This is a genomic window from Nostoc sp., assembly GCF_036917095.1.
Lineage (GTDB): Bacteria > Cyanobacteriota > Cyanobacteriia > Cyanobacteriales > Nostocaceae > Nostoc.
Map to the genome: position 1 here is coordinate 87,512 of NZ_JBALFH010000022.1, position 12,880 is coordinate 100,391.

Below are 12,880 nucleotides of genomic sequence, written 5' to 3' on the forward strand. Positions count from 1 at the left end.
ATTATTTTTCTCTAATCTTATTATAATCCGGTTGCTTATAAAGCTCACTTTCTAGAACCGCTTGTACTCTCTCAGAGCAATTTTCTCGTAGCGCAGCCAGTCTAATCACCTTCCAAGGCTGAATTTCCTCTCCGCAATCATCAAGCCGCTTAATCGCCCACTGAATACGCCGAATCTGAAAATCCTCTACAGTTTCTGTGACTGATTCTAAATAAACCTTAGTCAGTGGCATTCCTGTCAAATGTTTTTCGAGTAGTGCAAGTAAGCCAATACTTTTCCCTATCCTGCAAATAGTGATTCTCGCGGGTTTTTCTGCACTCAGAAATGTTCGCACAGCAGTTTTCACCTTTTCGAGAACTTGCTTGTCTCTTTCTATCCAGTCAACTTTACCGACGCAGGGGAGAGGTACTTTTAAAGAAGGCGAATTTTTGTTAAGCCACTCTTTGTCGTTTCTGTATAGCCAAATATACGTTCCCTTAGCTAATCCCCTCAAAGTAGTTTTTGACGCTTCTGGGTACTGCTGTTGTAAAGCTTTCCAAACTTCCCTGTATTTGATTTTGTGATCATTGGCTAAATTTAGATTAGAGTCTAAAACTTCCTCGAAGTCTACTAACTGATTTTCCTCTGAAGATTTCCAAAAAGTTTTTAGCTTAAGTATGGCAGTATAGCGTTTTACTGTTCTGGAATCGACCTTGAGTTGTCTTGCTGTCTCTCGTAGACCTAATTTTTGGATTTCTACCAGTTCTTTTAGCTTTTGATCCCAGACTTGACCGTATGTCAAGACTTTGCCAATTCGCTGCTTATCTTCATCAGTTTCATCAGGGCCAGTTCTGCAATAAACCATCCCACAGGAACAAGAAAAAGTGCCTAATGGCTTTTTATTATCCAAACAGTGAGTGACAACAAGATTAGTTATTACTGGCTTAAGATAATGGTCTACCGCAGCATTTAGACACAGCCAAGGCCCCTCACCAAAAGGTTTATACTGGTAATCCGTATTGAAAAATTCCTCGATAGAATTGGTCAGAAATCTAATTATGAGTAGATGTCTGATGGGATGAAATGACTTTCTATGCTTCCTAAAAATGGTGAATAGCCAGTTTTGCTCATTTTCGTAATTCACCATTGAGTTAACAGCCTCAAGCACTTCAGTACCATAAAAGAACAAGAAATTATCTAATAGTCTCTTCTGGTTTACTCGCCCGGTTGCCGTTGCAAAATTTTTTTCAATCAATAAAGCTATATATTTTCTTTGAAACCACTCTAGTTCTCTAGAGAAAAGATTACTATTTATTAACCATGAAATATCTTGAGCCAGCAGTCGCAACTTCTTTAAAGTCTCTTGAGTGTAAGTCTTTTGTATCGATACAACAGGACAGTTTTCTTGGCTTGCAGCATAATATTCATGCCTGTTAAAACCTTGCATGGGAATTGTGCTATCTTGCAAAGTCACACCATGAACTGGGCAAACCAGAACCCCTGGTGTTTGATGTAGTCTATGCCAGCAGGACTCCCCATAGTTTTGCAAATCTTCTTCCAAACATTTTGGGCAAAATCGCAGATACCTCTGCATCTTCAACGAACTCGCCATAATTCCGGTTCTGGTATGAATATCTCCTCCGAAATCTGCTTTCATAGACTCCATCACCTGACTAGCTCTTTTCGGTGGCAGGAAAACACTGTAAAAAGGATAGAGGGTATATTTATATATCAAATCTTCTACTTGATAATTCGAGATAAATTGTAGATTCTCAATCAACGAATTAAGGTTAGAAGGTAAGTCAACAGTAGCTATTACATCTTGAGAATTAAATAGCTCCCTTAGAGTTATTTTTGGACTCGTGTTACCACTCCTAATGTGGTAACGAGCCAAGATACTGTATAAAATTTCATCTGGATAAGGGGCTGGAAAAAAGCCTAGCATAAATTCTTTCTCATGTTGAAACCTGAAAAGAATATTTTTATAAATTTCAGATATTTAGTTTTGCCCAGTTAGGATTATTGATTAATTACAGGTTAATTAACGCCAAGAATTGAATAACTAGTGCATTTTTTCAATTAATTGCAGAAATTCCCTAACCACTTCATGGGGTTTATCCTCACAGCTTTTAGCATCAAAGCGCTGAATTACTCTGATACCATGATGCTGAAAAAAGCGTTCTCGCCCTTGTTCATCTACTCGTGTCAATGGAGTGTGGTAGGGGCCATCAACTTCCATAAGGCCCCATTTTCCGTGATGGCAAACTAAAAAGTCAGGTTCTAGATTACGTCTCCCTGTTGGCGTATTGAGCCGAGTTAGGCAAAGGGGTAAGAAGAGAACACCAGCCTCATCAAGCGCCTTTGCAATTTCTATTTCGTTCTTCGAGCGAAACCTTAGCCCTTCCCAATGGTAAATTCGCCAAGTTGGGTTGAATGTAATACCTTGGTTATTAACAACCTTTCCAGGTATTTTTGCTCCATCCAATATTGCGCCACACAAGTTAGTCCCATTAAGTTTTGCACCAGAAAGGTCTGCCCCTCTCAAATCAGCGCCTGCTAAGTTGGCGTTAGTCAAATTTGCATTCACAAAATCTGCTTCTCTCAAATCAGCGCCCTGAAAAAATGCTCCTCTCAAGTCTGCGGCTCTGAAACACGCCTCTGTGAGTAATGCCCCTTTAAAAGATGCTTCCGTCAGCTTGCATTGAAATAAAACAGCTTTCTGTAAATTTGCACCATCTAGACAGGCTTTGCTCATATTTCCGCCATACCAGTCTACTCCGCTTAGGTCTTTTCCTTGAAGCTGCGCTCCAGGTAAGCATACTCTCCAAAATTCTCTTTCATCTATGTCTAGAAGTTTTGCTACAAGTTCACCAGGATTAGAAAGCATAAGAAACTTTAATCTTTAATTTCTCTGTTGTAAAAGCCTGTAAATCTGTTGTTTTAAGAGGATTCCACAGTAAATCCCTCTTTAACTAGGATTAGACAATAGCCATCCTAATTAAGAATGGCTAGTAAAGAAATGTCAGAATTATATTGACATTTAGATTAAAATATGAGGCTAGTTTCCTCACTGACCTAGCTTTGGGAGTTAGTTGTATGAGAGTCTTGCTGAGTTTGACTTGAGGAACAAAGTTTGTTGAAGAGATTAGGAGGAATCTGTTCAAAATGCTCTAGCAAGAAATCCATTAAAGCGAGATTACGTAAGTCTAGTGTTAGCGGAGGCCGATAGTTGTGACCTCTTCTAAACCAGCGTTGCACCGTAGGAAGCGATCGCGAACAAATCAAGGCAAGTATTTCGTAATTCACCTGCCACTTGGAGTAAAACTGTCGGGGAGTCATTCCTAGTTCACAGTTGGCGTAGAGTTGGATTAGTTGTTGCTCTCGCTCTGTTAAAGGACGAGCATTTTTCATAAATCTTTTTCTGATGCTAAAGGCTCCAAGTCTTCTTCCCAAGCAGTGTCTGCAACTGTCCAGGCTACGCTGGGGCTATCTTTAGCTAACCAAATCAGGTAGCGCCACATCCAACAGCAGCGATGAGGTGCAAAACTGTAAAATCTCCCGATCGCAATCCCCCAATCTGTGCGATCATCAGACGAAACCCACCGTAGTTTGTCGCCGTACAAAAAGCTAGGTGTTTCGACGTTTGGGAAATGGCTTGGTAAATCAATCGACTGTGGCGGGATTTCTACATTAATTTGGCTCAACAGTGAATCTGATTTGCCTTGCTGAATGGCACTTAAATAACTGGCAATTAGATTATCTTCTAGGCTATGAGTTAGCCTTTGGATGAGTATGGCTACTAGGTTTTCTAGCTCTTGTTTCTCCACCAAGTATGCTGCATCAAAATCTGGATCGGAAAAATTGCTTAACCGTGATAGTAGCTCTGTAATGCCAAAGTCATCTAAAGCCTGTTGATAAGTATCCAAGCGATCGCGTTGAGCGCTCACAGGTTTTACCATAGATAAAATCTCCTTGAATGGGGAAACCATAAGCCAGCGTCAGCCGTGGAAAGTTCGGCGCTGGCTTTTGGTGTTTTTTTTGGTTAGTCAATTCAGCAGTGAAGTCTAAATGTTGCAAATAGACTATGGAAATTAGGATAAACCAACTGGGTCAGTTGCCGCAACTGCGCTAACTGCCGTATTTGATCTGAACAAACCAAATGCCACAATGAGGCTAATTCGTGTTGATAGGGCAGTTGTGTCAGAAGAAGACAAGACAGTAAATTTCCGAGTTTTTCTGCCGGAGCCTGAGAGAACCAGATTCAAGGTTGCCTGTGCCAAGCATCGAACCACGATGAGTCAGAAGGCACTTGAGTTAATTCGAGCATGGCTAGACGCTGAGGAAAACGAAAATTCCTCAACTAATAAAAGGAAGGGGGATTAATGATGGGGTTTCGTCCCTTTAAACTCAGTTGAATGGTTTTTACTTGAAACAAATGTATTGTTAGAAAATATACATTAACTAATTATTTGTCACTGCTAACAGATTAATGTCATGTTTAACAAAATGATGTCACTGTTAACAGATTGCTTGTCACAGCTACAAACAGACACACTATCACAATGGCAGACCTCTGCCTTACCTTTCAACGCACCATAAATCTAGCAAAGCTTTAGCACAACTACTAAAAGCTTAATATGTCGAAGTTTACTCAACTCAAACTTGATAGAGGCTTGTTGAAAAAAGCGATGCCTACAACAGGCTACGCCTACGCGTATCTGAAAATTTTAGGCGGTCAATCTAAATCTCAAGTTTACGTCGGCGTTGAGTAAATTTTTCGCAGTCTTCTTCTTTATCAGTGACTTTGCAGCTATTTTTGAGTAAATAGCTAATGGCACAACGAGTCAGGATATCTTCGGTATTGCGGTAAGTTTCAAATAAGGTGTTAAATACATGGCGATCGCCTATTTGAAGTGCGTGCTTCACATCATCAGTCTGTGAAAGTGCAGACTTTTTGCTCTTTTTGACTTTGCTACTCTTTGGCTGTTGAGTGTTAATTGTATCGACTGAAGCTAATTTGATCCAAAATTTCAGTTGCTTTGGTGCAAATTTCATCCAAGGATGCGCCAGTGATTTTGACTAATTCAGCATCACTTATGAGCATTTCCAGCCAGTAGATTTTACTGCTCAGTTGTGACTGTAACCGCTTCATTAAAGCCAGCCACCATTTATAGGTGTAATTCACCAATGCGATGCCTTCGGCAAGCCGCTTCGCGTCTACGCACTTGCATAAAACCGAGAAGGTTGACCACTGTAGCGAGGGTCAGTTTTAACTGTCAGACATAGTTGCTTGACGATATCAGCAGGGATTTTAGCTTTTTGTCGCCAATTTTCAAGGTCTGGTGATGTCCCAATTGTTCCAGTAACTCGTTAATCAGAGGCGTGTTTTGCTCTGCCATTAACTTCCATAAGTGTTGGCGGGTAGATGCACTGGCCACCAAACGGCGCTGAACAGTGATTTGGTTCATGGCATTTTAAAACATGTATGTTTAATAAAAATATTTTTGTCTTATAAACAGCCATGTGTAAAATTATTTCATGCAGGACACATTTTTTACAGCAAACAAGCGGCTGAAATAACAGGCTGTACCCCGCGTCAGCTCCAGTACTGGCGAGAGAAGCGGGTGATTGTTCCTGTTATCAGTGAAACGGGAACTGGACGTAGTATTTATTACTCAAAAGCCAATTTCGTGGAATTGGCTGTGATGGTATATTTATTATCTGCGGGGTTGAGTTTTGATTTGGGTGGTGAAACGCTCAAAACACTGAAAGACAAAGAGCCGGAGTTGTTTAAATCTGTGAGGGCAAGCGTTTTATGTTGTTGGGAGCAGTAGGAGAAAAAGCTGCTAAAAGAGGAACAGGGCTGATGCTTTCCCTTGTGGAGTTTGACCGAGAAAAAGCGATCGCTTCCTTAGTTGAAGGTAAACCAGTGATTCCGGTGTGGTTAGACGTGATTTATCAGTAGTTGACTATTAGATTGGCTGATTAAAACTGAAGTCACACGATATTATGTTGTATGTTATGAGCATCGCTTGCGTTTAATGAAATTGTGTTCGCATTCAAAAAGATTTTGTGAACTCCAGTTAAATATTGTTGCAGCAGCCAGTAATACTAATGTACTGTTGATCAATGTCAATCAATTCATAACAATGCGATCGTTGAAATGTGGAATTGCACTTTAATGCACCTTAAAAAACCGAATGTCACAGTCTGGACTACTTGAACTAGCACATGAAAAGCTTCACTGGCCAACTCCACAACAAATTTTGGAGCCATCTGGTGCTGGGCCTAGTGTTTATGCACGAATCGCTAGGGAAAAATTAGGCAGGACTATCAGCAAGCTTTCAGATGGTCATGGTGTGCAAATAGGAGTGCTGGCTGCAAATCCTCAAGGTGACTCAACAGAAGCACCCATTGCTCTGGTGTGCGACTTTCAACAAGAAGTATCAGAAGATACATTGAGAAGAACTTATAGACTTGCTTGGAGTTTTTCTCGTACACCATCATTAATTACAACAGAACCTAACCGTTTAAGAATTTGGACATGCTACGAAGAACCACCAACAACAGAAGATACTATCAATCCAGTAATTGAAGTTTCTAGACAGGAACTTGAATTATTCAATCAGCCTTCTCTTTCAGTACAAGCTGCCGAAACTCTGCATTTACACTGGGCTGATTTGGTATCAGGTCAATTTTTTCAAGAACATAGTCAGCGATTTCAACGAAGCCAGGCCGCTGACCAGATGCTATTGAGAAACCTGAAAAGTGTTCGGCAGAAAGTTCAACAAAATGAACTTGATGACGACACTATTCATGATTTATTAGCAAGAATTATTTTTATTCAATTCCTTTTTGATCGCCAAGATTCTGAAGGAAATCCTGGTCTAAATACAAACTTACTGGATCATTTATATAGGATTGGAGAATTATCAGCTAGATACTCTAATTTGCCTGAAATATTAAGAAATCATAGAGATATTTATAAATTTTTCCGTTGGCTAAATGGTAAGTTCAATGGTGATTTATTCCCAGGTAAAGGAGCTACCGAAGAAGAACGTGAAGCGGAATGGCAAACAGAAGAAGACAAAGTAAAAGAGAATCATCTCAATATACTTGCTGATTTCGTCAGTGGTGATGTAGATATGGAAAGTGGACAAATAAGCCTTTGGCCATATTACCACTTTGACGTTATACCTTTAGATTTTATTAGCAGTATATATGAAGAATTTGTAAGTAAGGAATCTGGTACAGGAATTCATTACACACCAGAACACATAGTTGATTTTGTACTAGATGGTGTTTTACCTTGGGATAGTCAGGAATGGGATATCAAGATTCTTGATCCTGCTTGTGGTTCAGGAATTTTTATCGTAAAAGCATTCCAGCGGTTAATTTATAGATGGGAACAAGCTCATGCAAAAACAATTAAGCCGAGCGATTTAAAATATTTACTAGAAAATAATTTATTTGGTGTTGATGTAGATACTCAAGCAGTAAGAGTAGCTTCTTTTAGTCTCTATCTAACTATGCTTGATAAAGTTCAGCCTCAAGATTATTGGGAGAATGAGTTTCGCTTTCCCCGATTGCGTGAACGTCAATTAGTAGCTGCTGATTTTTTTCAGGAAGATAAAGAAGGTTTTCGTTCGATTCAGGATGCAAATAAATATGATTTAGTTGTTGGCAATGCACCGTGGGGAAAAAACACTGTCACTCCAGCAGCTAAATTTTGGGCTGGAGATAATTGGAAGATAACCTACGGTAATATTGGGCCGCTTTTTCTGCCAAAAGCTGCTGCTTTGACCAAGGTAGGTGGACAAGTAGCAATGATGCAGCCTGCACTTGCCTTGATTTTTAATCAGGTTAGTACTGCTCAAGAATTCCGAGCCAAGCTTTTTTCAGAGTTTAAAATTGATGAGATAGTTAACTTATCTGCATTGCGTTTTGGACTGTTCAAAGATGCTATTTCTCCAGCTTGTATTATCACAATGTCAGTAACACCTCCTGACGGTGAACCTTTGACATACATTTGTCCCAAGCCAGTTATGACTAATGAAGATGATTATCACATAGTTGTAGAGCCACATGACATTAATCATATATACCCACAAGAAGCAATAGCAAATCCCTTAGTTTGGACAGCATTAATGTGGGGAGGAAGACGCGATCTATCACTTATAAAAAGATTGAATCAGGAATTAAGTATTGAAAAACTTAAAGAGCGTGGTATTGCTAAAACACGTCAAGGAGTCGTAAGAGGAGATAAAACAAAATTCCAAGCTGATATCCAAAATAGGCGAATTCTAAAATCTCCTAAATTTCTCAATAAAAGTTTGATCTACCTAAAGGCTGAAGAACTTCCTATAAATGATGATGCACACATTCACTCCAGAGACTCGACTAACTTTGCTGCCTTTCAATTGCCACAAATGATTTTAAAACTAAGTTGGCAGAAAAATATTGGCAGATTTCGTTCAGTAATAATTGAAATTAATCATACAAATGAAGGAATTATCTGCTCTGAAAGCTATGTGAGCATACATATTTCTGAAGAGTATATTTCACTATTAAATGCTGCTTGTCTAGCATATAATAGTAAATTAGCTGTATACTATTTACTACTTTCTAGTGGACGTTTTGCTTCTTATATTCCAGAAGTGAATGTAGATGATTTATTGCGTGTGCCAATACCTGAAGCCCAGCTTGGAGTATTAGAAAATATAAAAACAATTGATGATGTAGATGAACGCATACGCCAAGCTTTTGAATTCAAAGATAGTGAATGGGTACTAATTAATGATCTCTTTAATTACACTTTACCAGATTTTCAAGGAGATAGTGCTTCCCCAGGACGCAAAAGAACTCACCGTAGAGATGATGGTTCTTTAGAAAAGAATACTGAACCAGAACTGACAATGTATTGCGAGTATTTCTTGCGAGTTCTTAAAGCAGGATTTGGACAAGATAAACAAGTTAGCGCCACTATATTTCAGGAGCAAAGTAACACTAAATTTCCTGTCCGTCTAGTTGCAATTTATCTCAACATATCCGACCATCAAGGTGTTCATATTGAGTCTATCGACTCCCCTGATTTAGTAGAACTCTTACAGAAATTAAATGAGTTATGTTTGAAAAAAGGGAATACAGAAGATGGTGGAATATTTTATCAACGTATTGCAAGGGTTTATGATTCAGTTCAATTAAATGGTTTAAAAATTCCTACTATTTATTTGATAAAACCCGACAAAATTCGTTACTGGACTCGCTCTATGGCTTTAAGAGATGCTGATGAAGTAGCCGCAGATATTATGATGTGGCGGACATCATTTGATAATGAATCAGCGGTTATACAGGAGTCATACAGTGGGTAGAAGAGGTAAAACAATTCCAGAATTACGCTGGAAAGATACACCGGACTTTGTTGAAGTAGCAAAAGGTTGGAACAATGATGCAATAACAATTCTCGTCAAACTTGTCTGGGAAGGATATGATTTGCTGGTTGCCGAGATTCTATCACAAATTAATTGTGATGAAGCAGAGGAGCAAATAGAAAGGAGCATCACTCAATCTCTTGAGCGCAGAATTCGCAGAAATATGACGGGAGATGAGCCATTTGATGTTCAACATGAAGTCTACGAAATAGAAAGTAGTCAATCAGCACAAGCACAACCACCACAATATGATATTGCATTTTATCTAATCTCTAATGAGAGGATTATCTGGCCTTTAGAAGCTAAGGTTTTGAAATCAGATGGGGCAGTAGGTGAATATATAAAAGAGATAAATCAAAATTTTATAACTTGCCGATATGCACCCTTTTCTAGCCAAGGAGGAATGCTAGGTTATCTTTTGTCTGGTGATTCAAACAACGCTTTTACGAATATTGCAACTAAAGTACCATGCACATTAAGCGAACATCCAGATTTTCCAAATCGTGATCACAAAACTTCGGATCACCATCGGTTAGTTCCATCAGGAAAATCATATCCTGCTGAATTTCGTTGTCATCATTTACTATTAAAAATAATTGCTTCAGTTCCTACAAATACATCTTCAGTATAAATCCAAAACTCACAATTAATTATCAGTATTTATATTAAATTAGCTAAGTTTAGGTTGTAAATTAATTGCAAAACAGCTTCCTCTAAATTGGTAGATATATCCTCAGCATTACTAAATATTTATTCTTTTAATGTTTTTATAGGCTTCTCATACTCTATCATTTCCGCAAAAGTCATAAAACACCTCTGGCACCACCCATCTACCCACAACGCCGGAATCTTAAATCTCGCTCCACAATTAGGACACTCCGACAATAACCTTAACTGATGCGGCTTACACCCCTGCATATCCTTAAACTGCCATTAATGCAGGATGGCGAATATAAATTCTTTATGCCTGGAATGAAAGAAACTTTGCGAGTTACTACTAAACCTGATTACTTTGATCAACATCCCGGAAGTACAGAATTATGGTCATCTGGTAGCCCTTTATCCCCGATTGTTGATGAGGTAATAGATTTAAATAATATTTATGAAATCACATTTAATTCCGAAAGCTTAACTGTTAAATTACTCGAATCCTAATCAACGTATAGTTTTTAGTCAACTAATTCGTGGTATTTTGACTTCTTGGCAATTAATACTTTTTGATACTGCGATCGCACTTCAGTTTTTCTTCAACTCACTGTCATTACATTTAGAATTACAGAAGAATACCCATACAGAATTAGACACAACGGGCTGGCGATTCGAGTGCGATCGCAAATTGCAACTACAGAAGCAGATTTATCAATGGGAACAAATCCGCACCAAAATTTCCATTGAAAAGGGTAGTTGAAGTATAACCTATGATAAAGAGCAGCATAATCTTGCTTAACGTCTTACGACATCTAATGTTAAAGAACAGTGTGGGCTGCTGACGACTACCTCAAAAAATGACTGTTGCTCAACGTCTGACGACATCTAATGTTAAAGAATGGCGATGGTTAAACATATTAATCCATCAGGTCTTCTAGATAATCTTACAAGCCCCTGTCATTATAAGACACTAAATTTGCAAAATTTAATAGGCTAGGCTAGCTTAACAACGCCCAAAAGGCTTATTATTGGAACTTTTTGAGGAATTGCAAGTATCCTAAGTCATGGTGAAAACGCTAGATTGCTGATTCAGTAATGAATAGCGGCTTTTTATCACTTTGTGTTGACGCCACAAACAGATATCCTTGTCAAAATCTAAATATCCTCATTTTTCAACTAGTTTGAATTGTAGTCCACGATAAATCCGGTGGTTGCCAGACTTGGGACTCTTGAAGCTCATAACACTGCCAGTGCGTTCTCTTAGACCCAACATGGTCAACCCAGTGAGGTAGGGTTAGCGAACCATCCTCATCTTTAACTAACCACCACAAAGACTCACCATGATACTTCTCAGGTAAAAGGGTAACGGTATTGACTAGATCCCGACTTTCACCTAAACACAGTCCACCAAATCGATTAATAGAAGCTGGGTTCGCAAATGCCTGCTGCAAAAGTTCTGGTAAAGTAGGCTTTGCTTTATCTGTTTTCACCCAAACTACAAACTCAACGTTCGTTAGTAACTCTTGGTAATCAGGTTTAGTATTCTTAGGGTCGTGGATATCTTTTGTTTTAAACCTGCGAAAAGTCCGAATTACAATAGATTTTTCTGGTTTAGACAAGAGCGCGATCGCTAATTGAGTTCCACAATGCTTATAACGATTTGTCTCACCAATCAGAGAAAGTAACATCCCGTACACTGTAGAAGGTGGAGGTACTGGATACGTTTCAGCGTATTCTCTAGCACGGGAGTGACGAAAACAAGCAATAGGTACTTCAACTTTCAAAGCAATTGTCGTCACGTTAGTCGCTCCCTGATGACAACTGCAAATCTTCAGCAATGACCTGTTTTAATGCTTTAACTGCCGACTTCACTCCAGGAAACACATTTGCTCCCAAATCTTCTAAACCCTGAGAAATTAAGCCTCCAATCCATAATTCTTTGGGGTCAATATCTCCTACTTCTACCTGTCGCACTAAGTTTGATACTGACATATTTCCCAGTTCGTCTTGCTCAAAGCAATATAAAAAACGAGGAGAAAAATCCTGTGTCCACCGCATTACAATACTTTCAGGGGAGAAATCATACAAAAAACGGGCATGATTTCCCGCCACTTCACCAATCGAAATCAAACCATCTAGAACAGCATGGATGCGAGATTTATCTTTGAGGCTATCGGGTGTCAATGCAAAACCATATTGATAACGAGTAGCATGAATCTCTGTGGCATAAAGGGAATTTCGTCCTTTGACTCCACTGACAGCATTAAAGGTAATGTCTCCCGTAAAGGGTATCATTGATACTGCACGGGTAACTTCTAATACACCTCGTCTAGCAGTTATTTTTCCTTTAGGTTTTTGCTTGCCCTTACGTGGAGAAGTTTGTTTATCCTTACCTTTAGAACTTTTTTTGTTCTCATCTTGAGATGCTCCTTCGGACTCGCCTTCAGACTCATCTAACGCTTCCACTTTTGCTGCTTCGGCCTGCATAAATCCTAAAACATCATCATCAATGAAGCGAATATCATCAAAGTTGGGGTCTTGCCAAACATGATCCGCTACTGGTTGAGCGTTCTCATCCCAACGTCGATTCACCGGATAGCCAACATTTTGCCAGTAGTACCTTAATGCCCAACGAATCGCCTCAGATGAAATGGTAGTATGAACTTCACCTTTCCAAATTAATTTTTGTAAGGGAGTTATATTACCTTCATTTCCCCCACGATTATTAGCTGCCGTTCCATAGCTAGTCAAAATATTACCGAATAAATGAAACATTTAAAATTGCCTATTAAATTCATTTTTTGTGTTTTATTAAGCAAAAA

Annotated in this window: 15 protein-coding genes; 7 read left to right on the top strand and 8 right to left on the bottom strand. The window is 39.0% G+C overall.

What is annotated here, in order from left to right; all coding sequences use genetic code 11:
* Nucleotide 1 precedes the first annotated feature (1 nt).
* From V7L01_RS11400 to V7L01_RS11415, 4 genes are all read right to left on the bottom strand, one after another.
* A complete protein-coding gene (locus V7L01_RS11400; protein ID WP_335034756.1) occupies nt 2-1,924 on the bottom strand; it encodes a TnsD family transposase in 1,923 nt (640 codons plus the stop codon).
* A 117-nt stretch (nt 1,925-2,041) separates the two neighbouring features.
* Nucleotides 2,042-2,866: a pentapeptide repeat-containing protein gene (locus V7L01_RS11405; protein WP_335034758.1), complete on the bottom strand. Its 825-nt coding sequence runs from the start codon at nt 2,864-2,866 to the stop codon at nt 2,042-2,044.
* A gap of 188 nt (nt 2,867-3,054) precedes the next feature.
* The gene (locus tag V7L01_RS11410; protein ID WP_335034760.1) at nt 3,055-3,390 is read right to left on the bottom strand and encodes a helix-turn-helix domain-containing protein; all 336 of its coding nucleotides are present in this window, start codon (nt 3,388-3,390) and stop codon (nt 3,055-3,057) included.
* Nucleotides 3,387-3,938 (bottom strand): hypothetical protein, encoded by a 552-nt coding sequence (locus V7L01_RS11415; RefSeq protein ID WP_335034762.1) that lies wholly within the window; start codon nt 3,936-3,938, stop codon nt 3,387-3,389. The genes V7L01_RS11410 and V7L01_RS11415 overlap by 4 nt, the downstream gene beginning before the upstream one ends.
* 208 nt (nt 3,939-4,146) lie before the next feature.
* On the opposite strand from V7L01_RS11415, the gene V7L01_RS11420 reads away from it, so the two are divergent.
* A complete protein-coding gene (locus tag V7L01_RS11420; protein WP_335034764.1) occupies nt 4,147-4,362 on the top strand; it encodes a plasmid partition protein ParG in 216 nt (71 codons plus the stop codon).
* Nucleotides 4,363-4,719: 357 nt separating this feature from the next.
* Here the strand turns inward: V7L01_RS11420 and V7L01_RS11425 are convergent, their stop codons facing one another.
* Nucleotides 4,720-5,034, bottom strand: a complete 315-nt coding sequence (locus V7L01_RS11425; RefSeq protein ID WP_335034766.1) for a hypothetical protein — start codon at nt 5,032-5,034, stop codon at nt 4,720-4,722.
* A 221-nt stretch (nt 5,035-5,255) separates the two neighbouring features.
* Entirely contained in the window at nt 5,256-5,447 is a 192-nt protein-coding gene (locus tag V7L01_RS11430; RefSeq protein WP_309245611.1) for a hypothetical protein, read from the bottom strand.
* Nucleotides 5,448-5,483: 36 nt separating this feature from the next.
* On the opposite strand from V7L01_RS11430, the gene V7L01_RS11435 reads away from it, so the two are divergent.
* From V7L01_RS11435 to V7L01_RS11460, 6 genes are all read left to right on the top strand, one after another.
* Nucleotides 5,484-5,813, top strand: a complete 330-nt coding sequence (locus tag V7L01_RS11435; RefSeq protein WP_335034771.1) for a MerR family transcriptional regulator — start codon at nt 5,484-5,486, stop codon at nt 5,811-5,813.
* A complete protein-coding gene (locus V7L01_RS11440) occupies nt 5,795-5,944 on the top strand; it encodes a hypothetical protein (protein WP_335034773.1) in 150 nt (49 codons plus the stop codon). Before V7L01_RS11435 ends, V7L01_RS11440 begins: the two co-directional genes overlap by 19 nt.
* Nucleotides 5,945-6,179: 235 nt before the next feature.
* Complete coding sequence (locus tag V7L01_RS11445) at nt 6,180-9,350, top strand: HsdM family class I SAM-dependent methyltransferase (RefSeq protein ID WP_335034775.1); 3,171 nt, start codon at nt 6,180-6,182, stop codon at nt 9,348-9,350.
* Nucleotides 9,343-10,041: a hypothetical protein gene (locus V7L01_RS11450; protein ID WP_335034777.1), complete on the top strand. Its 699-nt coding sequence runs from the start codon at nt 9,343-9,345 to the stop codon at nt 10,039-10,041. The genes V7L01_RS11445 and V7L01_RS11450 overlap by 8 nt, the downstream gene beginning before the upstream one ends.
* 266 nt (nt 10,042-10,307) lie before the next feature.
* Complete coding sequence (locus V7L01_RS11455; protein WP_335034779.1) at nt 10,308-10,565, top strand: hypothetical protein; 258 nt, start codon at nt 10,308-10,310, stop codon at nt 10,563-10,565.
* A gap of 37 nt (nt 10,566-10,602) precedes the next feature.
* A complete protein-coding gene (locus tag V7L01_RS11460) occupies nt 10,603-10,818 on the top strand; it encodes a hypothetical protein (RefSeq protein WP_335034780.1) in 216 nt (71 codons plus the stop codon).
* Between the two features lie 412 nt (nt 10,819-11,230).
* Here V7L01_RS11460 and cas5 read toward each other — a convergent pair whose 3' ends face one another.
* Together cas5 and V7L01_RS11470 are read right to left on the bottom strand one after the other, a co-directional pair.
* Nucleotides 11,231-11,857, bottom strand: coding sequence for a type I-MYXAN CRISPR-associated protein Cas5/Cmx5/DevS (gene cas5, locus V7L01_RS11465; protein WP_335034782.1), 627 nt, complete (start codon nt 11,855-11,857; stop codon nt 11,231-11,233).
* A 1-nt stretch (nt 11,858) separates the two neighbouring features.
* Nucleotides 11,859-12,833 (bottom strand): DevR family CRISPR-associated autoregulator, encoded by a 975-nt coding sequence (locus V7L01_RS11470; protein ID WP_335034784.1) that lies wholly within the window; start codon nt 12,831-12,833, stop codon nt 11,859-11,861.
* Between the last annotated feature and the right edge of the window lie 47 nt (nt 12,834-12,880).